At 69.8% G+C, this 21,015-nt stretch carries 17 protein-coding genes; 7 read left to right on the top strand and 10 right to left on the bottom strand.

The genetic code is table 11. The features are described 5' to 3' along the window. Nucleotides 1-14: 14 nt before the first annotated feature. The gene (locus tag CACI_RS45050) at nucleotides 15-2,288 is read left to right on the top strand and encodes a WD40 repeat domain-containing serine/threonine protein kinase (protein WP_012784984.1); all 2,274 of its coding nucleotides are present in this window, start codon (nucleotides 15-17) and stop codon (nucleotides 2,286-2,288) included. A 64-nt stretch (nucleotides 2,289-2,352) separates the two neighbouring features. On the opposite strand, the gene CACI_RS50950 is transcribed toward CACI_RS45050, so the two are convergent. Continuing rightward, a complete protein-coding gene (locus CACI_RS50950) occupies nucleotides 2,353-2,688 on the bottom strand; it encodes a hypothetical protein (protein ID WP_190276721.1) in 336 nt (111 codons plus the stop codon). Here CACI_RS50950 and CACI_RS50945 point away from each other — a divergent pair. After that, nucleotides 2,675-3,106, top strand: coding sequence for a DUF4232 domain-containing protein (locus CACI_RS50945; protein WP_012784982.1), 432 nt, complete (start codon nucleotides 2,675-2,677; stop codon nucleotides 3,104-3,106). The genes CACI_RS50950 and CACI_RS50945 overlap by 14 nt on opposite strands. A gap of 157 nt (nucleotides 3,107-3,263) precedes the next feature. On the opposite strand, the gene typA is transcribed toward CACI_RS50945, so the two are convergent. After that, on the bottom strand, nucleotides 3,264-5,156 hold the full coding sequence (gene typA, locus CACI_RS03710; RefSeq protein ID WP_012784981.1) for a translational GTPase TypA: 1,893 nt from the start codon (nucleotides 5,154-5,156) through the stop codon (nucleotides 3,264-3,266). A gap of 213 nt (nucleotides 5,157-5,369) precedes the next feature. Next, the gene (locus CACI_RS45045; RefSeq protein WP_012784980.1) at nucleotides 5,370-7,967 is read right to left on the bottom strand and encodes a protein kinase domain-containing protein; all 2,598 of its coding nucleotides are present in this window, start codon (nucleotides 7,965-7,967) and stop codon (nucleotides 5,370-5,372) included. 368 nt (nucleotides 7,968-8,335) lie between these two features. Here CACI_RS45045 and CACI_RS03700 point away from each other — a divergent pair, with 368 nt between their 5' ends. From CACI_RS03700 to CACI_RS03685, 4 genes are all read left to right on the top strand, one after another. Then, nucleotides 8,336-9,160: a hypothetical protein gene (locus CACI_RS03700; RefSeq protein ID WP_012784978.1), complete on the top strand. Its 825-nt coding sequence runs from the start codon at nucleotides 8,336-8,338 to the stop codon at nucleotides 9,158-9,160. Between the two features lie 17 nt (nucleotides 9,161-9,177). Continuing rightward, the gene (locus CACI_RS03695; protein WP_012784977.1) at nucleotides 9,178-11,223 is read left to right on the top strand and encodes a fumarate reductase/succinate dehydrogenase flavoprotein subunit; all 2,046 of its coding nucleotides are present in this window, start codon (nucleotides 9,178-9,180) and stop codon (nucleotides 11,221-11,223) included. A gap of 2 nt (nucleotides 11,224-11,225) precedes the next feature. Beyond that, complete coding sequence (locus tag CACI_RS03690; protein ID WP_012784976.1) at nucleotides 11,226-11,990, top strand: succinate dehydrogenase/fumarate reductase iron-sulfur subunit; 765 nt, start codon at nucleotides 11,226-11,228, stop codon at nucleotides 11,988-11,990. A gap of 103 nt (nucleotides 11,991-12,093) precedes the next feature. Further along, nucleotides 12,094-12,918 carry an arylamine N-acetyltransferase family protein gene (locus tag CACI_RS03685; RefSeq protein WP_012784975.1) on the top strand — a complete coding sequence of 275 codons (825 nt, stop codon included), beginning with the start codon at nucleotides 12,094-12,096 and terminating at the stop codon, nucleotides 12,916-12,918. A 55-nt stretch (nucleotides 12,919-12,973) separates the two neighbouring features. Here the strand turns inward: CACI_RS03685 and CACI_RS03680 are convergent, their stop codons facing one another. The 3 genes from CACI_RS03680 to CACI_RS03670 all read right to left on the bottom strand — a co-directional run bounded on the left by CACI_RS03680 (nucleotide 12,974) and on the right by CACI_RS03670 (nucleotide 17,293). Beyond that, nucleotides 12,974-13,606 carry a LysE family translocator gene (locus CACI_RS03680; RefSeq protein ID WP_041540031.1) on the bottom strand — a complete coding sequence of 211 codons (633 nt, stop codon included), beginning with the start codon at nucleotides 13,604-13,606 and terminating at the stop codon, nucleotides 12,974-12,976. A gap of 505 nt (nucleotides 13,607-14,111) precedes the next feature. Further along, complete coding sequence (locus CACI_RS45040) at nucleotides 14,112-16,679, bottom strand: SpoIIE family protein phosphatase (protein WP_012784973.1); 2,568 nt, start codon at nucleotides 16,677-16,679, stop codon at nucleotides 14,112-14,114. Between the two features lie 137 nt (nucleotides 16,680-16,816). Further along, on the bottom strand, nucleotides 16,817-17,293 hold the full coding sequence (locus CACI_RS03670) for a (deoxy)nucleoside triphosphate pyrophosphohydrolase (RefSeq protein ID WP_063643517.1): 477 nt from the start codon (nucleotides 17,291-17,293) through the stop codon (nucleotides 16,817-16,819). Nucleotides 17,294-17,368: 75 nt separating this feature from the next. On the opposite strand from CACI_RS03670, the gene CACI_RS03665 reads away from it, so the two are divergent. Next, entirely contained in the window at nucleotides 17,369-17,662 is a 294-nt protein-coding gene (locus tag CACI_RS03665; protein ID WP_012784971.1) for a 4a-hydroxytetrahydrobiopterin dehydratase, read from the top strand. A 40-nt stretch (nucleotides 17,663-17,702) separates the two neighbouring features. Here the strand turns inward: CACI_RS03665 and CACI_RS03660 are convergent, their stop codons facing one another. From CACI_RS03660 to CACI_RS45035, 4 genes are all read right to left on the bottom strand, one after another. Next, entirely contained in the window at nucleotides 17,703-18,713 is a 1,011-nt protein-coding gene (locus CACI_RS03660) for an inorganic phosphate transporter (protein WP_012784970.1), read from the bottom strand. A 3-nt stretch (nucleotides 18,714-18,716) separates the two neighbouring features. Further along, nucleotides 18,717-19,349 carry a DUF47 domain-containing protein gene (locus tag CACI_RS03655; RefSeq protein ID WP_012784969.1) on the bottom strand — a complete coding sequence of 211 codons (633 nt, stop codon included), beginning with the start codon at nucleotides 19,347-19,349 and terminating at the stop codon, nucleotides 18,717-18,719. A gap of 321 nt (nucleotides 19,350-19,670) precedes the next feature. After that, the gene (locus CACI_RS03650) at nucleotides 19,671-19,886 is read right to left on the bottom strand and encodes a hypothetical protein (RefSeq protein ID WP_012784968.1); all 216 of its coding nucleotides are present in this window, start codon (nucleotides 19,884-19,886) and stop codon (nucleotides 19,671-19,673) included. 88 nt (nucleotides 19,887-19,974) lie between these two features. Next, the gene (locus tag CACI_RS45035) at nucleotides 19,975-20,982 is read right to left on the bottom strand and encodes a hypothetical protein (protein ID WP_012784967.1); all 1,008 of its coding nucleotides are present in this window, start codon (nucleotides 20,980-20,982) and stop codon (nucleotides 19,975-19,977) included. Nucleotides 20,983-21,015: the final 33 nt, after the last annotated feature.

The raw sequence follows: 21,015 nt of genomic DNA, 5'->3' as shown, positions 1-21,015 counted from the left end.
GGGCTGGGCACGCGATGACTGAGGCGACACTCGACGGCCGGTACCGGCTGGTCCGGCTGCTCGGCCGGGGCGGCATGGGCGAGGTCTGGCAGGCCCGCGACGCCCGGATCGGGCGCGACGTCGCGGTGAAGATCATGACCGCCGCCGGCCTCACCGCCGAGGCGTCGGCCCGCTTCGACCGCGAGGCCCGCATCATCGGCAACCTGTCCGGACCGTCGATCGTGACGGTGCACGACTACGGACACGACGAGTACGCCGGTGAGACCGTGCCCTACCTGGTCATGGAACTCGTCGCCGGCCGCACCATCGCCGACCGGGTCCGCACCCAGGGCCCGGCCGCCCCGCGCACCGCGCTGGAGTGGACGCGGCAGGTCTGCGAGGCGCTGAGCGTCGCGCACCAGGCGAACGTCGTGCACCGCGACATCAAGCCGAGCAACGTGATGGTGACGGACGCCGGCGCGGTGAAGGTCCTGGACTTCGGCATCGCGCGCTTCGTCGGCCACGAGCACACCGACACCGGCCTGACCGCGACCGGCATGGTCATCGGCAGCGTCGAGTACATGTCGCCGGAGCAGGCGCAGGGCAGGGAGCTCGACGCCCGCTCCGACCTGTACTCGCTGGGCTGCCTGCTGTACTTCGCGCTGACCGGCCGCGGGCCGTTCGAGGCCGACACGCCGATGGGTCTGGCGGTCCAGCACGTATCGAAGACGCCGGAGGCGCCGAGCCTCTACCGACCGGGCATCCCGCCCGCGGTGGACTCCTTGGTGCTGGCGCTGATGGCGAAGGATCCGCAGGATCGGCCGGGCGACGCTTGGGCGGTCGCGGAGCGGATCAAGGGTCTGCTGGCGCAGCGGCCGGATCCGACGACGGTCGAGCTTCCGCAGGAGGCGGCGGGCGACACCAAGCCGCTGCTGAACACCGGCACCACGCCGACGCACGTCGGCTCGACGAACGCTGACGGCGGGTTGTGGACGCCGGCACAGGGTGACACTTCTGCGATACTCGCCGATTCCGGCTCTGGCACTGGCTATAGCTCCGGCAATGGCAATGGCAATGGCAATGGCTCCGGCTACAGCTCCGGTTCTAACACCGAACTCTTGAAGGAGAACCGTTCCCGCCGCTGGTTCCTGTCGGGCGCGGCGGTCGTCGCCGTGGGCGGCGCGGCGGTGGGCACCTGGCTGGCGGTCGACAGCGGTTCGAAGTCTCCCGGCACAGGTAGCGATTCCGCGGGCCACGGCCTCGGAACGAGCTCCGGCTCCGGCTCTCCCTCCGTGACCCCTCACGCTGTGGGCGCGAGCAGTTCCGCCTCCGCTCCGACCTCTGCGTCCGCCTCCACCTCCCCTCCCCCGCCCACCGATCCGGTCCCGATCGCCAAGCTCACCGACCAGAAATCCGCGGTCAACCACATCACCTTCAGCCCGGACAGCAAGATCCTCATCACCGCCGCGCAGGACAACACGGCGCGGCTCTATGACGTGTCGAATCCCGCGCTGCCGAAGACGATCGGCGTCTGCGCCAAGCACACCGCGATGGTCTTCGACGTCGCCGTCAGCCCTGACGGGCACACGCTCGCGACCAGCTCGCACGACAAGACCCTCGGGCTGTGGGACATCAGCGTGCCCGACGCGCCGCGCCTGCTGGCCCAGCTGCACCTCGGCGACCAGCTCACCGGTGTGGCGTTCAGTCCGGACGGCACGCTCGTGGCGGTCGGGACGTACGGCGGCGACGTGCTCCTGATCGACGTGCGACAGCCGACCGGAGCCCTGAAGCAGCGGACGCTGAGCGGGCACAGCACTCTGGCTTACAGCGTGGCGTTCAGCCCGGACGGTAAGACGTTGGCGACGTCGTCCTTCGACAAGACGGTCAAGCTGTGGGACGTGCGGACCCCGTCCGCCGCGCTGCTGCTCGGCACCGCCACCGGGCACACCGACCGGGTCTTCGACATCGCCTACCACCCCGGCGGCAAACTCCTGGCCACCGGTTCCGGGGACCACAAGCTGATCCTGTTCGACGTGTCGAATCCGGCGGCGCCGTCGGTGACCGCCACCGTGCCCGAGGACGACGAGGCGACCGGCGTCGCCTTCAGCCCGGACGGCCGGCTGGTCGCCAACGGCGGCGGCGCGAGCGCGAAGGTGCGGCTGTACGACATCACCGCTCCGGCCTCGCCGCGCGAGCTCGCTCCGCTCAGCGGCCAGACGGCCTACGCGCTGGGCGTCGCCTTCAGCCCGGACGGCAAGCTGCTGGCGTGCGCCGACCAGGACACCACCGTCCTGATGTGGCGGTTTTGACGCCCGCGTCCCCCAATCCCCCGAATCGGGCAACCAGTCCCGGCTACGCGACGTCTCATTGACGTCACCATCCGGGAAGGTTGGGTTCCATGAACCGTATTTCCGTCATCTTCGCAGTGGGAGCGCTCGGAACGGTCGCACTGACAGCCGGCTGCACGAGCAGCGCCTCCAGCCACGCCGGCGCCGCCGGCGGAACGACGGCGGCGAGTCCGTCGACGGCGGGGAGCACGTCCGCGTCGAGCGCGAGTCCCACAACGGCGTCGGCATCGACGCCCGCGTCCTCGTCATCCTCGCCCACCGGCGGCAGCACCTCGGCATCACACGCCGCCACCACCGCCCCCGCCTCGCCGTCGCACGCCGCGGGCACGCCCTGCACCACGGCCGAAATGCCCTCCGGCACCTGGCGCGACGTCCCGGACAGCGAGGGCGCCGGCCATGTCGCCGCCGACATCGCCTTCCAGAACACCTCGGACCACACCTGCACGGTCTCCGGCTTCCCCGCCGTCTCCCTGCTGGCCTCCAACGACCACCCCCTCCCGACCAACGTCCTGAAGAACTCCTCCGCCTCGGTCACCACCGTCAAGGTCGCCCCCGGCGCCTGGATCCACGCCGAAATGCGCTACTCCCCCAACGTCCCGGGCCCGGGCGAACCCGAGAACGGCCAGTGCGAACCCATGACGGTCCACGCCCTGGCGCAGCTCCCCGGCGACACCGCATGGGCCCGCGTCACCCTCGGCAACCCGACCGCGGTGTGCGAGAAGGGCGAGCTGCAGACGAAGCCCTTCGTGAGCGGACAGGCGAGTCCTGCCGGAGGCTGAGTTCGGTGGCGGGCCGACGGTCGCGCCGCGCGAACGGAAACGGCCGCTGCGGGATGTCTCCCGCAGCGGCCGTTCGCCGTCAGATCACGTCAGCTTGATGCGGACCGGCTCAGCAGCCTGAGCCTGAGTCTGTGTCTGAGCCCGATCCAGCCAATCCCTACTTCGCCTTCGCCGCATTCCCCCGAGAGCGCCCGCGCACCTGCGCGTTCAGCTCCACCTTGCGGATCCGCACGGTGTCCGGGGTGACCTCGACGCACTCGTCCTCCCGGATGAACTCCAGCGCCTGCTCCAGGGAGAGCTGGCGCGGCGGGATCAGCGTCTCGGTGACGTCGGAGGTGGAGGAGCGCATGTTCGTGAGCTTCTTCTCCTTGGTGATGTTCACGTCCATGTCGTCGGAGCGCGAGTTCTCACCGACGATCATGCCCTCGTAGACCTCGGTGGTGGGCTGCACGAACATCGTGCCGCGCTCCTGGAGGTTCATCATCGCGAAGGGGGTGGCGGTGCCGGGGCGGTCGGCGACCAGGGAGCCGGAGGTGCGGGTGCGGAGCTCGCCGTACCAGGGCTCGTAGCCCTCGAACACCGCGTGGGCGATGCCGGTGCCGCGGGTCATGGTCAGGAACTCGGTGCGGAAGCCGATCAGGCCGCGGGAGGGGACCACGAACTCCATGCGGACCCAGCCGGTGCCGTGGTTCGTCATGGTCTCCATGCGGCCCTTGCGGTTGCCCTGGATCAGCTGGGTGACGGCGCCGAGGAACTCCTCGGGGCAGTCGATGGTCAGGCGCTCGACCGGCTCGTGGAGCTTGCCGTCGATGGTCTTGGTGACCACCTGCGGCTTGCCGACGGTGAGCTCGAAGCCCTCCCGGCGCATGGTCTCCACCAGGATGGCCAGCGCCAGCTCGCCGCGGCCCTGCACCTCCCAGGCGTCGGGGCGCTCGGTGGGGAGCACGCGCAGCGAGACGTTGCCGACCAGTTCGCGGTCGAGGCGGTCCTTCACCAGGCGGGCGGTGACCTTGGTGCCCTTGGTCGGGCCGCGGCCGACCAGCGGGCCGGTGTTGGTGCCGATGGTCATCGAGATCGCCGGCTCGTCGACGGTGATCAGCGGCAGCGGACGCGGGTCCTCCGGGTCGGCGAGGGTGTCGCCGATCATGATCTCCGGGATGCCGGCGATGGCGATGATGTCGCCGGGACCGGCGGACTCGGCGGGCTTGCGCTCCAGCGCCTCGGTCATCAGCAGCTCGGTGACCTTGACGCGCTCGATCGTGCCGTCGTGGCGGCACCAGGCGACCTGCTGGCCCTTGCGGATCTCGCCCTGGTGCACGCGGCACAGCGCGATGCGGCCCAGGAAGTTCGACGCGTCCAGGTTGGTCACATGCGCCTGCAGCGGCGCGCCCTCGGTGTAGGACGGCGCCGGGATGGTCTCCAGGATGGTCTTGAACAGCGGCAGCAGGTTCTCCGAGTCCAGCTCGCCGCCCTGGCCGTTGCCGGAGGAGCCGGGGACCGGCTTGGTCAGCGTGGCCTTGCCGTCGCGGGCGATGGCGTAGACGATCGGGAACTCGATCTGCTCCTCGGTGGCGTCCAGGTCCATGAAGAGCTCGTAGGTCTCGTCGATGACCTCGTCGACCCGGGAGTCCGGCCGGTCCACCTTGTTGATCAGCAGGATCACCGGCATCTTCGCGGCCAGCGCCTTGCGCAGCACGAAGCGGGTCTGCGGCAGCGGACCCTCGGAGGCGTCCACCAGCAGCACGACGCCGTCCACCATGGACAGCCCGCGCTCGACCTCGCCGCCGAAGTCGGCGTGCCCGGGGGTGTCGATGATGTTGATCACCACATCCTCGCCCTGGGGACCGCGGTAGTGCACCGCGGTGTTCTTGGCGAGGATGGTGATCCCCTTTTCGCGCTCCAGGTCGTTGGAGTCCATGGCGCGCTCGTCGACGTGCTGGTGTTCGCCGAACGCGCCGGACTGCCACAGCATCGCGTCGACCAGCGTCGTCTTCCCGTGGTCGACGTGCGCGACGATCGCCACGTTCCTGATGTTGTCGCGTGTGGGCATGCCTGAGCGCTCCTTGGCAGAAGGGGATACCTACCCATCGTACGGGGTCGGGAATCCTCCCGCTTACCGTCAGTGCCCAGCGGCACGGCGCCAGGGTTAACTCCGGGCTCGCGGACCAGGCTGCGAATCGGGCCCTGCCCGCCTGCGCACCCGATTCCGGACACCGTCCGTGACGTGGCGACCGTCACATACTCGGACGGCCGCCACGCACCGTCACCCGCCGGCGCCGATCATCGTCAGCGTCGTGCCGGCGGCGACCACGACACCGCCGGGAACCGCGAGCCACACCGGGTCCGCGCCCTGGTCGAAACCGGTGACCGAGTACGTCCAGCGCGTCCGTCCGGTGGCGACGTCCACCGCCCACCAGCTGCCCCGCTGGTCGTAGAGGTAGACGTTGCCGTCCGCGAACTGCGGCGCGCCAGCGTCGGAGGCGATGTTGAAGGACTCCGTGCCCTGCGACTGCCACAGCAGCCTGCCGGACAGCGCGTCGACGGCGTAGACCCCGCGGCGCGAGAGCGCGACGACGGAGTTCGCGTCCGGCGACCGGGTGATCAGCGCGAGCGAGCCCGCGTCGCCGTCCGGCTCCGGCAGCACCGTGGTCCAGGTGGGCTGACCGCCGGTGGTCGAGCCGCCGACCAGGGTGTCGCCGCTCTGCCCGCCGCTGCCTCCGACCTGCTCCCCGGCGAGCAGGAGCACATAGTGCCCGCCGGCGAACGCGGCCTTGCTCAGCGACACATGGCCGTAGTCCACCGACGTCTTCAGCGGATGGGTCCACAACTGGTCGCCGGCGGCGGCGTCCAGGACCAGGTAGGTCCCCGCACCATCCGGATCGGGCGCCCCGGCGGCCAGGATCTGCGCGCCGTTGGACGGCAGCGCCAACGTGGCGAACTCCATACCGGTCCGCTGCCACAGACCGCGGCCGCTACTCGCGTCCACGGCCCACAGGAAGGGCACGGGACCAGCTGTCCCGACCACGAACACCATGGTGTTCAACACCCCGCCGACCCGCACGTTCTGCCAATCACTCTGCGGCATCGGCGCACGCCACCTCTGAGCACCGGTCTTGACGTCCACCGCGAGCAGATCGGCCGTGGGAGTACCGCCCTCGGAGGCGGCGATCAGGTAGACGACCCCGCCGACCACCACCCCGTTGCCGGAGCGCGGGACGCCGGCGCCGTTCACGGGACCCCACTTCGGATTGAAGCCGAGATCGTACCCGGACAGCCCGCTCTCGGCGGACACCACGAGCATGTCCTCGCCGACCGCGAGGGAGAAGACCTCGCCGATGCCGGGCATCTGCCAGAAGGGCGCCGCATCAGGACCCTGCAGAGACCCCGCCGCCCCGACCGGCGACGACAGCGGACCGTTGGGCGGAAGCGGACGCAGCGAGGGCGGCGGCGCGCTGTTCGCCTTACTCGGCGCCCCGAGCCCGGCCGCGGGAGACGTGGTCACCGGCGGCACCGCACCTACGGGACCCCCAGAAGGCTCATCGGCGACCGTGGTCCCGGAGCTGCCGCCGCGCCCGATCGCCACCGCCGTGCCGCCACCCAGGACGACGACCGCGCCACCGAGGGCGAGGAGCAGGTTGCGACGGCTGGGAGCGGGGGTTGTAGTCGGGCTCGCAGTGGGGCTCGTGGTGGGGGTCGGAGCGACGGCTGGAGGTGGGAACGCGGCCGCATCAGGTTGCTGCATCACAGTTTGGTGGATGGGCTGCGGACCGGCGGGAGCTGCGCCGTAGGCGGTCATCGCGCCGGTCTGTGCCGCGCCATAACCCGGTATCTGTCCACCCGGCGCCGGCGCCGGCGCACCACTCGTCGGCGCCGCCGGAGCAACACCTTCTGGAGCGATCCCAGATGGAGCAACCACAGCCGGCGCAACCACAATCGTCGCGTTCGCATCCTCCCCCGCGCCGAACGCCGCACCCCCGGCCGATCCGCTCCCCAGCCCTTCGGCGACCGCCGCGCGCACATCCGCCGCCACCGCCGGCGGCAACCACTCGCCTCCCGGCGGAATCGGCGCCCGCTGCCGCACGTACTCCACCACCTGCTGCGGCTGCGCCCGGCTGTTCGGGTCCTTCTGGAAGCAGCCGCGGATCAGCTCCGCCAACGCCGACGGCAGCTTCCCCAACACCGGCGAAGACTTCGCAACGCGCTTCTTCACCTCATCGGCGCGCCCCTCGCCGAAGGGCGCGCGCCCCGTCGTCGCGAAGAACAGCGTCGATCCGAGCGCGAACATGTCCGCCGACGAGGTCACCGTCCGGCCCAGCGCCTGTTCCGGCGCTAGGAAACCGGGCACACCGACCTCCACCGCGCTCTCCGCCGCGCTCTCGAACGCGCGCACCAGCGCGTAGTCCACGACGCGCGGTCCGTCGGGCGTCAGCAGCACCGTGCCCGGACGCAGGTCCCCGTGCATCACCCCGGCGGCGTGCAAGGCCGCCAGCGCCTCGGCGAGCCCGCCTGCCAGGGCCAGCAGCGCGGACTCCGGCAGCGGTCCGTGGTCGGCCACCGCCTTCGCCAGCGACACCCCCGCGACGTACTCCGACGCCAGCCACGGCGTCTCAATGTCCAGATCCGCCCCGAGTACCGGCGCGGCGTAGCGCCCCGGTATCGTGCGCGCCGCCGCGATGTCCGCGGCGAGCTGCGTCTTGACCGTCTCCTCGGCGAGCAGATCCGGGCGCAGGGCCCGCACAGCGACGGCTCTTCCGCCGTCCGAGCGCGCCCCGTACAGCGGACCCAGCGCGCCGACACCGAGCCGGCCCAGCGTCGTATAAGGTCCGACCCTCCCCGGGTCCCCCTCCGCCAACGGCCCCATCACCGATCCGGGCGCTCCAGGCGCTCCGACCATCGCGACCACTCCTTGATCACGGCCGCTTCGCGCGCGCCGTTTCCCGTCTCCCCGTGCGCCGTCGGCGCGTTGAGCGTCGTGCCAAGGGCATGATGCCAAACCCTTGTCGGTCCCCCCACCGTCCGGGCCCTGGTCAGCCCTCGGTAGGATGTGAGGTAGATCACCTTTCCGCTACTGCGGGTGACGCGTTCTATGGAATCTGACGCGATGTCCATTAGAGTTCGCGCAGCTCCTCAGAGCCCTGTCGGCACCCGCCGACCGCAAGACGCCTACGTGTAAGAAATACGTGTAAGACATCAGTGTAAGAAGATTGCCCGTCTGGGAGACACAAGTCGATGGCGACTGACACCATCGCGCCCGGCCCCGAGGCACCCGCCCCGCTGAGCCCGGCGCGCGCACAGATCGAACAGAAGACGCTGCGCACAGACAGGTGGTGGCTCAGTCCGCTCCTGACGATGCTCGTGCTAGTCGCCTTCATCTTCTACGCGACGTTCCGCGCGTTCCAGAACGCCGACTACTACACCGGCAACCTGATCTCACCGTTCTACAGCCCGTGCATCGCCACGAAGTGTGTGCCGGGCTCGTCCCTGGGCGGCTTCCAGCCGTTCGGCGACTGGTGGGCGATCTCGCCGGCCCTGCTCATCCTGATCTTCCCGCTCGGGTTCCGGATGACGTGCTACTACTACCGCAAGGCCTACTACCGGGCCTTCTGGCAGTCGCCGCCGGCCTGCGCGGTCGCCGAGCCGCACGGCAAGTACACCGGCGAGCGCCGCTTCCCGCTGATCCTGAACAACTCGCACCGCTACTTCTTCTACGCGGGCCTGGTCTTCAACGTCATCCTGAGCTGGGACGCGGTGCTGGCCTTCCGCAACCCCGCGGGCGAGTGGGGCCACATGAGCGTGGGCACGCTGGTGCTGATCGCGAACGCCGTGCTGCTGTGGGTCTACTCCCTGTCGTGCCACTCCTGCCGGCACATCATGGGCGGCAAGCTCAAGCACTTCAGCAAGCACCCCCTGCGCTACAAGGGGTGGACGCTGGTGTCGAAGCTGAACCACCGCCACATGCTCTTCGCGTGGGTCTCGCTGTTCGGCGTGGCGCTGACGGACGCTTATGTCGCCCTGGTGGCCAACGGCACGTTCAGCAACCCGACGTTCTTCTAAAGGATCAGTGCGCAATCATGACTGACAACACCGAGAGCACCGAGAACGCGGAGAGCATCGAGCGCCACTCCTACGACGTGGTGGTGATCGGGGCCGGCGGCGCGGGACTGCGTGCCGCGATCGAGGCCCGGCACTCCGGCAAGCGCGTCGCCATCATCAGCAAGTCCCTGTTCGGCAAGGCGCACACCGTCATGGCCGAGGGCGGCGCGGCAGCCGCCATGGGCAACGTGAACTCCAAGGACAACTGGCAGGTCCACTTCCGCGACACGATGCGCGGCGGCAAGTTCCTGAACCACTTCCGGATGGCCGAGCTGCACGCCAAGGAGGCTCCCGACCGCATCTGGGAGCTGGAGGCCTGGGGCGCGCTGTTCGACCGCACCAAAGAGGGCAAGATCAGCCAGCGCAACTTCGGCGGGCACGAGTACCCGCGGCTGGCGCACGTCGGCGACCGGACCGGCCTGGAGCTGATCCGCACCCTGCAGCAGCGCGTGGTCGCGCTCCAGCAGGAGGACCAGGCCGCGAGCGGGGAGTACGACGGCAGCCTGCGCGTCTTCGCCGAGACCACGATCGTCCGGCTGCTCAAGGACGAGCAGGGCCGCATCGCCGGCGCGGTCGGCTATTACCGCGAGACCGGGCAGTTCGTGCTCTTCGAAGCGCCCGCGGTGATCATGGCCACCGGCGGCATCGGCCGCAGCTACACCGTCACCAGCAACAGCTGGGAGTACACCGGCGACGGCCACGCGCTGGCCCTGCTCGCCGGCGCCGCGCTGGTGAACATGGAGTTCATCCAGTTCCACCCGACCGGCATGGTCTGGCCGCCCTCGGTGAAGGGCATCCTGGTCACCGAGTCGGTGCGCGGCGACGGCGGCGTGCTCCGCAACAGCGAGGGCAAGCGGTTCATGTTCGACTACGTGCCGGACGTCTTCCGCAAGCAGTACGCGGAGACCGAGGACGAGGCCGACCGCTGGTACGACGACCAGGAGAACAACCGGCGCCCCCCCGAGCTGCTGCCCCGCGACGAGGTCGCGCGCTCGATCAACTCCGAGGTGAAGGCCGGCCGCGGGACCCCGAACGGCGGCGTGTACCTGGACGTCTCCACGCGTCTGCCGGCCGAGGAGATCCGCCGCCGGCTGCCCTCGATGTACCACCAGTTCAAGGAGCTGGCGGACGTCGACATCACGGCGCAGCCGATGGAGGTCGGCCCGACGTGCCACTACGTCATGGGCGGCATCGAGGTCGACCCGGACACCCAGGGCACGAAGGTTCCCGGCCTGTACGCGGCCGGCGAGTGCTCCGGCGGTATGCACGGCTCCAACCGGCTCGGCGGCAACTCGCTGTCCGACCTGCTGGTGTTCGGGCGCCGCGCGGGCCTGCACGCCGCGGAGTACGTCGACGGGCTCGGCGCGTCCGGCGCGCCGGCGGTCGCCCAGGCCGACGTGGACGCCGCCGTCGAGGAGGCGCTGGCGCCGCTGGCGAACCCGGACGGCGAGAACCCCTACACCCTGCACCACGACCTGCAGGTCGCGATGAACACGCTGGTCGGCATCATCCGCAAGCCGGAGGAGGTCAGCGAGGCGCTGACCAAGCTGGAGGACTTCAAGCCCCGGCACAAGAAGGTCGGCTCGGTCGGCGGTCGCCGCTTCAACCCCGGCTGGCACGTCGCGCTGGACCTGCGCAACATGCTGATCGTCAGCGAGTGCGTGGCCAAGGCGGCGCTGGAGCGCGAGGAGTCCCGCGGCGGCCACACCCGCGACGACTTCCCGGCGATGTCCTCGAAGTGGCGGCAGGTCAACCTGATCTGCTCGCTCAGCGAGGACGGCGCCGGCATCGACCTGTTGCACCAGCCGATCCCGACGATCCGTCCGGACCTGCTCGGGCTGTTCGAGATGTCCGAGCTGAAGAAGTACTTCACGGACGAGGAGCTGGCGGTGCTCGGCGCCGACTCCGCCTCGATCCCCGGCCAGAAGGACACCGAGGCCCAGGCCGCCGAGCAGACCGCGCAGGCCGAGGCCGGCGCCCAGGCCGAGAGCGCCACGTCCGACACCGCCGCCGAGGAGAAGTGACGATGGGATACAAGGGCAAGTTCAAGGTCTGGCGCGGCGACGCCTCCGGCGGCGACCTGAAGGACTTCGAAGTCGAGATCAACGAGGGCGAGGTCGTCCTCGACATCATCCACCGGCTCCAGGCCACGCAGGCGCCGGACATGGCCTGCCGCTGGAACTGCAAGGCCGGCAAGTGCGGCTCGTGTTCGGCGGAGATCAACGGCAAGCCGCGCCTGATGTGCATGACCCGCATGTCGACCTTCGAGCAGGACGAGACGATCACCGTCACCCCCCTGCGCACCTTCCCGGTGATCAAGGACCTGGTGACGGACGTCGGCTTCAACTACACCAAGGCCCGCGAGGTGAAGTCCTTCACCCCGCCCGCGGACCTGAAGCCCGGCGAGTACCGCATGCAGCAGATCGACGTGGAGCGCTCGCAGGAGTTCCGCAAGTGCATCGAGTGCTTCCTGTGCCAGAACACCTGCCACGCGGTGCGCGACCACGAGGAGAACAAGGAGAGCTTCAGCGGCCCGCGCTACCTGATGCGCGTCGCGGAGCTCGACATGCACCCCCTGGACACCGCCGCCGACCGCAAGAAGTCGGCGCAGGAGGAGCACGGCCTCGGCTTCTGCAACATCACCAAGTGCTGCACCGAGGTCTGCCCCGAGCACATCCACATCACCGACAACGCGCTGATCCCGCTCAAGGAGCGCGTCGTCGACAAGAAGTACGACCCGCTGGTGTGGCTGGGCAACAAGATCCGGCGCCGGACGTCCTCGGACGCCTGAGCGGGTGCTGAACAGGTACTGAACGAGGGCCGCGGTCGACACCCGACCGCGGCCCTCGCGCTTCGCCGCCGCGATTCGCCTCCGGATCTGCGATAAATGATCCATGGCACCCACGCACGCGCTGAACCACGAGCAGGTCACCGCCTACCGCAGCCGCATCGGCGTCGACAGCGGCATCGGCATCGGCACCGCCGAGCGCCCGGCGTCCCCCGACGCCGCCACCCTCCGCCGCCTGCACAGCGCGCACCTGCACACCGTCCCGTTCGAGAACCTGAGCATCCACTTGGGCGAACCGGTGCCCCTGGACGGCACGGCGCTGTTCGAGAAGATCGTCACCCACCAGCGCGGCGGCTTCTGCTACGAACTCAACGGCCTGTTCGCCCTGCTGCTCGAGGCGTACGGCTACCGCGTCCACCGCATGTCGGCCCGCACCTTCAGCGCCGCCCACGGCTACAGCCCGCCGATGGACCACCTCGCCCTCCGGGTCGTCGACGAGGAAGGCACCGCCTGGCTCGCCGACGTCGGCTTCGGCCGCCACACCGAATTCCCCCTCCGCTTCGACGACCGCGCGGACCAGAAGGACCCCGGCGGCCTGTTCCGCATCGCGGAGAACGACGACGCCGAGTTCACCATCCTGCGCGACGGCGAGGCCGAGTACCGCGTCGACCCGAAGTCCCTCGCCCTGACGGACTTCGTCCAAGCCTGCTGGTGGCAGTGCACATCCCCGGAATCGCACTTCACCCAGAGCCTGATCTGCTCCCGCCTCACCGACGACGGCCGCGTGACCCTGACCGGCGAGCAGCTGATCACGACGGACAAGGCCGGACGGCACGTCCAAGAGGTCACCTCGGACGCCCAACTGCTCGGCTTGCTCCGCGAGCACTTCGGCATCGAACTGGCGAAGGCGCCGCAGCGCGTCCAGCACTGACGGACTGCCTGCCTGCCTGGCTGGCTGCCTGCCTGCCTGACCGGGCAGGCCGGCCTCACCCGCGCAACGCCAACTCCACCCCGAACCCGACCAACACCGTCCCGGTCACCGCATCCAACGCCCGCTTCACCCGCCGCTTGGCGAACCAAGCCCGAGCCCGATGCGCCCCAAGAATCAGCACACTGAACCACACCATCGCCTCAAGGTCATGCACCCCCGCCAAACCAAGCCCCATGGCCAAATGCGACACATGCACCGGCATGAACTGCGGAAACACCGCGATATAGAACGCCCCCACCTTCGGATTCAGCAAATTGGTCCCGGCACCCCGCAGAAAAGCCCGCACCAACCCGGTATCAGGAACCTGCTCCGAACCCTGCGAAAGCTCCCCCCGCCAAGCAGCCCGCACCATCCCCATCCCCATCCACAGCAAGTACAAGGCGCCCACCACCCGCAACCCGGTATACGCCGCATGCGAAGCAGTCAGCAGCACCGAAACCCCAGTAGCCGCAGCCGCACCCCACACCAAAGCCCCGAACGTCACCCCGAAAGCAGCACCAAACGCCTGCCCCCGCCCCAACACCAAAGCCGACCGCAGCACCACCGCCGTATCCAACCCAGGAATAACGGTGACAAGCCCCGCGACAAGGGCGAACGAAACCAGCGCGTGCAGCACAGAACCGTCCATGCACCCCACTATCGCAGCCTCGCCACGCTGATCAATCAGCCGCGCACATCACTTTCGCCCCGCCGCACAACAGATCCGCCGCACTAGCCAATCCGCCTCGCCGCGCCGCGATCAATCGGCCGCACCCGATTAGCCTTGCCGCGCCTATCGATCAGCCGCGCAGATCAGTCTCGCCCCGCCGCACACCAGAGCCGCCGCACCGCGCCGCGATCAATCGGCCGCACCGGTTCAGCCTTGCCGCGCCGATCGATCAGCCACGCACATCAGTCCCGCCCCGCCACGCACAGATCAGCCGCACCGCGCCGCAATTCATCTGCCGCACCGGATTAGCCTTACCACGCAGATCAATCAGCCGCGCACATCACTTCGCCGCGCCGCACACCCAGATCGCCGCGCCTATCGATAAGCCGCGCACATCAGTCCCGCCTCGCCACGCACAGATCCGCCGCGCGCCCGATCAGCCTCGCCGCACCAGCGCCGCGATCCTTCCCCCGCGCCCCGCCCCTCACCCCCGCGAATCCTCCCGCTGCCCCAGTCCCCCCTCCCCGGTGGCCAGCTCGAACCACACGATCTTCCCGTTGCCCGTCGTCCGCGTGCCCCAGCGTGTTGCCAGCTGGTTGACCAGTTGCAGGCCGCGTCCGCCCTCGTCTGTCTCCTGTGCGCGGCGGACCTGGGGTACCACGTCCAGGGCGTCGCCGACCTCGACCAGGAGGCGGTCGGTCTTGAGCATGTCCAGTGACACCGGGGAGCGTCCGTAGCGCTGGGCGTTCGTCACCAGCTCGCTCACCAGCAGCTCGGCGGTGTCCGACAGGCTGCTCATGTCCCAGTCCACGAGTTTCGTGCGGACCTTGCGGCGGGCGTCTGAGACTGCGGAGGGGTGGGCGTCGAGCTGCCAGTGGGCTTTGCGGTCCGGGGGGATCGACTGGACCTGGGCCAGGAGGAGGGTCGCGTCGTCGGATGTGTCGCCGGTGATGCCGAGGACGTCGGTCACCGCGTCGCAGCACTCTTCCAACGAGTCGGGGGGACAGTTCGCCAACAATGCTGCCATCACCCCGATGCCCTCGTCGATGTCGCGGCCCTTGTCCTCGACCATGCCGTCTGTGTAGAAGGCCAGGCGGGAGCGGTCGGGGATGTCGAATTCCTTCGTCTCGAACACCCAGCTGCGATACGCGCCGCCGCCGACGCCCAGCGGGGGCGAGGGCGGTACGTCGAGGCCACCGACCGTGCCGTCCGGTGCCAGGAGCAGCGGCGGCGGGTGGCCGGCGCGGGAGACCGCGAGCTTGCCCGTCGCCGGGTCGTAGACCGCGTAGATACAGGTCGCCAGGTGGTTCTCGGACAGTGACGCGCCGAGTTCGTCCAGCTGGTGGAGGACCTGCGCCGGGGAGAGGTCCAGGCCGGCCAGGGTGCGCGCGGCGGTGCGGAACTGGCCCATGATGCCGGCGGCGCGCACGCCGACGCCCATCACGTCGCCGACCACCAGGGCCACGCGCGCGCCGGAGAGCTGGATCACGTCGAACCAGTCGCCGCCGACCTCCGCGCCGACCGAGCCCGGCAGGTAGCGGTACGCCACCTGCACGCCCGGCAGGCTCGGTATCCGCTGCGGCAGCAGGGCGCGCTGCAGCATCAACGCGGTGGTGCGCTCGCGGTAGTACAGCCGGCCGTTGTCCATCGACACCGCGGCGCGGGTGGTGATCTCCTCGGCGACCTCGATGTCCTCCGGCTCGAAGGGCGGGCTCTCCGGATGCCGGTGGAAGTGCACCACGCCGAGCAGCGCCTCGCGGGCCCACAGCGGCACCAGGATCGAGTCGCCGCCGGTCGGCTGCCACAGCAGCGTGCCGTCGACGGAGCGGATCGGCTCCTTGGCGACCGCGCTGATCCCGGCCGAGGAGTGCCACGCCGCGCCGTCGAGCATGCGGTCGCTGATGTCGGAATCGGTGGACCAGGCGCTGAACCCCTCGGCCCGCACCGGATCCGGGACGGCGCCGAAGCCCTGGTGCACCAGCACCCGGCGGCGGCGCACCGGCGCCAACCACACCGGTCCGACCGGCCCGATCCGCTCGTCGAAGACCTCTTCCTTGATCTCGATGACGATCGCGTCGGCGAAGTCCGGGACCGCCACGTCCGCCAGCTCCCGCGCCGTGCGCTCGACGTCCAGCGCGGTCCCCATCCGCGAGCCCGCCTTGTTCACCAGCGCCAGGCGCCGACGTGCCCCGGCCGCGGCCGCCGCCGCGCGATGCCGGTCGGTGACGTCGAGGATCAGCCCGGACAACCCGATGACCTCGCCCTCGGGACCGTGCAGCCGGTTGTAGCTGACGGACCAGACCCGCTCCTCGTCGGAAGCCGGCGTGAACCCGCCGTACTGCTCGTCCACGACCGGGATGCCGGTGCGCAGCACCTCGTCGGGGATCTCCTCCAGCCGCGGGTCCAGGCCCGGCAGCACCTCGCGCACCCGCTTGCCGATGTGCTCGGAGACCGGCAGACCGTTGATCCGCTCCAGCGCGCGGTTCAGCCGGACGTAGCGTCCCCGTTCGTCGTAGACCACGATCCCGACCGGGAACTGTTCGAACAGCGAGTCCAGGACCGCGCGGTCGCGTGTGATCCGGACCAGGTCCTCGGCGGAGTTGGCGTACCCGAACACGACAACGTGTCCTTCGCCGTCCCGCAAACCCATGAGATGCACGTCGACCGGGACGCTCGCGCCCTTCGGCGTGACGGCGCCCAGCGCGCCGCGCGCGTCGTCACCGGACTGGACCGCCTGCACCATCCGGTCGGCGGCGGCGAAGTCCTCGCCCCGGAACATGGCGTGGAACGGCTTGCCGATCATCTCCGTACGCTGCCATCCCAGCAGCTCCTCGGCGTTGAGCCGGTACTCGCGGATGACGCCATCGCCGTCGAGCATGAAGGTCGCCGAGCGCACCCGCTCGATCACTCCGGCCATCCGCCCCAGGTGGCGCTGCGCGTCGTTCTCCGAGCCCTGGCCGAACACCGAGGTGGTCATGGCCCACCCCGGTCCGCGCCAGCCGGGATTGTCCTGCCGCTCCCTGTGGGGCTGCTGCTCTGGCGCGTCGGACATCTGGCGGACATCGATTCTGTGTTGTCTGAGAATCTGTGCGGTGAGGAACCCCGTGTTGCGGATCCGGGTCTTCCGTGATCCTTCCCGGAATGCCGCACTCTCAAGCAATTGATCCGACTTTCACACTATGAGAGCAGTCACAGCCGCCTACAAGGTTTGCCCGCCCGTCTCCCACCACCGCCCGTTGAGGAATCGCTCCGCGATGCAGTGTTTAAGGCCGGCATAAGACCCAACTCGCCGACGATCGGCACGTCGGGGCTCAGCCAGTCCAGATCAAGCAATTCCCCGCGCCGGACCCACGCCAAACGGTCGTGGTCCTCCAGCGGCGACGGCTCCGGCTGCCCGGGCTCCAGGTACGCCAGAAACACCCGCAGCGTGAGGCGATCGTCGATCCGCGCGTCCGCGCCGACCCGCGCCCCGACGGTCACCTCCACGCCGAGTTCCTCGCGGCACTCGCGCACCACCGCCTCGGCGTCGCTCTCTCCGGCCTCGACCTTGCCGCCGGGGAACTCCCACTTGCCGGCCAGCCGGGGCGGCGCCGACCGGCGGGCACACAGCACGGTGTCGTCCCGGACGATGGCCGCGCCGACGACGATCACGGAGGTCTCGCTCACGTCAGGAAGTGTAGGGCGGTCACGTTCCGTCACCGGCCGTTGGCCTCCTCTTGGCAGCGGGTCGACAATGGAGACATGCGCATACTCCAGCAAGAGGAGATCGCCCCGTTGTTGACGGCCCATCCCGAGTGGACCGGCGGCGCCGAACATCTCAGCCGCGTGTTCACCGCCGCGGACTTCCCGGCGGCCATCGCCGTCGTGGACAAGGTCGCGGTGATCGCCGAGGAGCTGAACCACCACCCCGACATCGACATCCGCTGGCGGACGGTGCGGTTCCGGCTCTCCACGCACTCCGCCGGCGGCGTCACCGAGCTCGACCTGCAGCTGGCCCGCCGGATCGAGACCGTGCTCGCCGGGCAGGTGCCGTAACCGCGGCCCTGCCCTCCTCCCGGCTCAGCGTGGTGCCGCGCTATCCGAAGATCGCGTGCGTGATCCACCAGACCAGCGCCGCGCACGCCCCGGCGCACGGCAGCGTGAAGACCCACGCCGCGAGGATGTTCCGCGCCACGCCCCAGCGCACCGCGGTCTTCCGCTTCGTCGCCCCGACGCCCATGATCGAGCCGGTGATGATCTGCGTGGTCGACACCGGCGCGTTCCAGACGAACGCGGTGAAGTACAGCACGCTCGAGGCGACGGTCTCGGCGGCGAACCCGCGCGGCGGGTCCAGCTCGATGATCTTGCGCCCCAGCGTCCGCATGATGCGCCAGCCGCCGGCGTAGGTGCCCAGCGAGATCGCCAGCGCCGAGGACAGCAGCACCCAGTTGGGGACCCCGGACGTGCTGGTCGCGTGTCCGCCGGCGATCAGTCCCATCATGATCACGCCGATGGTCTTCTGCGCGTCCTGGATGCCGTGGCCCAGCGCCATGGCCGCCGCGGAGATGGTCTGCGAGATCCGGAAGCCGCGTGTGACGCGCCCTGGATATGCCTTGCGGAACGCCCACAAGATCCCGATCATCAGGAAGAACGCCAGCACGAACCCGACGAGCGGGGAGGTCACCATCGGCAGGATGACCTTCTGCCAGACGCCCTTCCACTCCACGGTGATGCCGGCCGCCAGACCCGCGCCGATCATGCCGCCGATCAGCGCGTGCGAGGAGGACGAGGGCAACCCGTAGTACCAGGTCACCACGTTCCACACGATCGCGCCGACGAGCAGCGAGAACACGATCCACAGCCCCGCGTCCCCGCTGGGGGTCTTGATGATCCCCTTGGTGATGGTCGAGGCGACGCCGCCGCCGAGCCGCAGCCCGATGTAGGAGCCGAGCAGGTTCATCACGGCCGCCATCAGCAGGGCCGCCCGCGGGGTCAGCGCGCGCGTGGACACCGAGGTGGCGATGGCGTTCGCCGAGTCGTGGAAACCGTTGGTGTAGCTGAATCCCAGGGCGACGGCGACCACCGTGACCAGGCCGAGCCAGTGCACGCCTCAGGACTCCTTGACGACGATGGACTCGACCGTGTTGGCCACGTGCTCGAAGGCGTCGGCCGCGCCCTCCAAGGAGTCGACGACCTCCTTGAGCTTCATCACCGTCAGCGCGTCGTACTCCCCGGAGAACAGGTGGGCCAGCAGCTTGCGGTAGGACTGGTCGGCGGCGTTCTCCAGCCGGTTGACCTCGATCCAGTACTCGGTCAGGTCCTTCATCCCGCGCAGCTTGCGCATCGCCATGGCGGTCAGCTCCGCGGCCCGCACCAGCGTGTCGACCTGCTCGGCGACCCCGGCCGGCAGCATCTGGATGCCGTAGAGGTTAACCAGGTCCACGGCCTCCTCCATCTCGTCCATGACGTCGTCCAGGGTCGAGGCCAGCGCGTAGATGTCCTCTCGGTCGAACGGCGTGATGAACGAGGAGTTCAGCGTGTTGTAGATCTTGTGCGTGGTGTCGTCCGCGGCGTGTTCCGCGGCGCGCATCCGCTCGGCGATCTTGGCGCGCTCCGCTCCGTTCTCAGGCCCTCCGGCGCCGAGCAGTTCGGTGAGGATTCCGGCGCCGACGACGAGATGGTCAGCCTGCTCGGCGAACAGGTCGTAGAAGCTGGTCTCCCTGGGGGTCAGACGCAGTTTCACTGGAAGTCTCCGGGTCTTCAGCTGCCGTTAATCGGGGCAGAGGCTGATTGTTCTGGCTTGTTCGCCGTAAGGATGCTAGGTGCTCAACCTACCGAGCGCACAACCGAGCCACTACCGTCCCGGCCGCCGCCGAGTCTGTGTCCCGGTTATGACGATCTCCGGGACCGCCGATGTGATTTTCGCCATGCCCGCTGAACCCTCGACTGCGCGGGCCGATCCGAGGTCCTGAACCGGTGGAAAGCGTCGCTGTCAGTGCGCCGAGGTGAGGCGGCTGAAGGCAGGAGCGGAGAGAGCCGGCCCGCGCGGGCCGCGCCGGAAACGCTAGTTCCGGTCCCGCTTCTGGTCGGTCGGCATCAGGCCGAGCGCGCGGTCGATGACCGCCCAGTCCAGGCGCTTGTCACTGCTCGGATGCTCGGCCACGACCTGCAGCAGGTCGCCGTACAGCCGGATCTCGTCGAGCGCCGGGCCGTCGTACACCGAGGGCATCGCGCCGTAGCGGCCGTACGCCGAACCAGAATCGTGCTGGTAGAGCGTCATGGCTGATCACCGCCCGTCATCGCGACCCCTTGGTCCCCGACGCTCGAGCCTATTGGGTGCCGGTGCCTGCGGATATGGCCCAACAGGACTATTTGTGGGAGCTGGTGGGGCTAGTCGGATGGGCCGACGGGGTGGTGGCGCGGTGGCCGGGGGTGCTCTCCGACGCCTTCGGCGCAGTCTTCGGAGCGGTCTTCGGAGCGGTCTTCGGCGCCGGCGGCGGGACGCTCGGCGTGGCGACGGCGACCGGCGTGCCGAAGCCGTACAGCTCCGTGGCCGAGGTGACCTGAGCGATCGCCTTCGTCGCGGTGTTCTCCATGAAGGCGAAGGTGGCGACGAAGCGGCGCACGCGCCCCTGCGCGTCCAGGTACGCGTCGAAGGGGACCTTGGTGGTGGTGAACGCCTGGGAGGCGTTGGTGAGCGCCTGCTTGTCGGCGACGGCGTCGGCCGAGTTCGTGCTCTTCGCCGAAGCCGGGCCGGCCAGCGCGGCGGCAGCCTGCCCCAGATCGAGCGTGCCCTGGTAGTGCACGACCGGAACGCCGCGGACCGTGTCCTGGCCGACTTCCCGCACCCCGGACTGCACGCCGCCGAGCATCGCGAACACCAGCGAGGGATCGGTGGCGCCGCCGGAGATCAGGTCGCCGTCGGAGACCTGCGCGGTCGGCGTCTGGCTCCAGGCCGAAGCCGGGACCGCGGCGGCGGTCGCCGTCGCGGCGGCAGCGGCGCGCCGCACGTACAGCGTGCTCGGCGTCATCACCTCGTTCAGGGCGCCGCTGGGCATCGTGAGGTCCAGCGAGCCGATCCGCTTGCCGAAGTCGAACTGGCCCGAGCCGTGCATGCTCAGGTTCTGCGCGGCGGCCGCGGGGGTCTTGCCCTGCGCCGGGACCGCCGGACTGGCGACGGTGACCACGGTGTCGGCCTGCGCCGTCGCGGCCCGGGCCGTGGCGGCGGCCGCGTCGGACACCGCCGCGACCGGAGCCGCGTGCAGGTCCACGGCGTTGGCGGAACCGCCGGCGCCGAACATGCTCATCGCGCCGGCGGCGACGACGGCCAGTCCGCTGACCGAGGAGACCCCGATGGCGATGCGGCGACGGTTCACGGCTTCCCCCTGAAGGGTTCGGAAGGCGGCGGG

Origin of the sequence: Catenulispora acidiphila DSM 44928 (genome assembly GCF_000024025.1) — a bacterium.
Taxonomy (GTDB): Bacteria; Actinomycetota; Actinomycetes; order Streptomycetales; family Catenulisporaceae; genus Catenulispora; species Catenulispora acidiphila.
Note: the sequence above shows the minus strand (reverse complement) of the source record. Positions and strands in the feature narration are given on the sequence as shown.

What these genes read in the sequence shown, in the direction of transcription:
- CACI_RS45040 (WP_012784973.1), bottom strand. Translation starts at nt 16,679, where the DNA reads ATGTCCGACGCGCCAGAGCAGCAGCCCCACAGGGAGCGGCAGGACAAT.
- CACI_RS03695 (WP_012784977.1), top strand. Translation starts at nt 9,178, where the DNA reads ATGACTGACAACACCGAGAGCACCGAGAACGCGGAGAGCATCGAGCGC.
- CACI_RS50945 (WP_012784982.1), top strand. Translation starts at nt 2,675, where the DNA reads ATGCCCTCCGGCACCTGGCGCGACGTCCCGGACAGCGAGGGCGCCGGC.
- CACI_RS03665 (WP_012784971.1), top strand. Translation starts at nt 17,369, where the DNA reads ATGCGCATACTCCAGCAAGAGGAGATCGCCCCGTTGTTGACGGCCCAT.
- CACI_RS03690 (WP_012784976.1), top strand. Translation starts at nt 11,226, where the DNA reads ATGGGATACAAGGGCAAGTTCAAGGTCTGGCGCGGCGACGCCTCCGGC.
- CACI_RS03650 (WP_012784968.1), bottom strand. Translation starts at nt 19,886, where the DNA reads ATGACGCTCTACCAGCACGATTCTGGTTCGGCGTACGGCCGCTACGGC.
- CACI_RS03685 (WP_012784975.1), top strand. Translation starts at nt 12,094, where the DNA reads ATGGCACCCACGCACGCGCTGAACCACGAGCAGGTCACCGCCTACCGC.
- CACI_RS03680 (WP_041540031.1), bottom strand. Translation starts at nt 13,606, where the DNA reads ATGGACGGTTCTGTGCTGCACGCGCTGGTTTCGTTCGCCCTTGTCGCG.
- CACI_RS03700 (WP_012784978.1), top strand. Translation starts at nt 8,336, where the DNA reads ATGGCGACTGACACCATCGCGCCCGGCCCCGAGGCACCCGCCCCGCTG.
- CACI_RS45045 (WP_012784980.1), bottom strand. Translation starts at nt 7,967, where the DNA reads ATGGGGCCGTTGGCGGAGGGGGACCCGGGGAGGGTCGGACCTTATACG.
- typA (WP_012784981.1), bottom strand. Translation starts at nt 5,156, where the DNA reads ATGCCCACACGCGACAACATCAGGAACGTGGCGATCGTCGCGCACGTC.
- CACI_RS45050 (WP_012784984.1), top strand. Translation starts at nt 15, where the DNA reads ATGACTGAGGCGACACTCGACGGCCGGTACCGGCTGGTCCGGCTGCTC.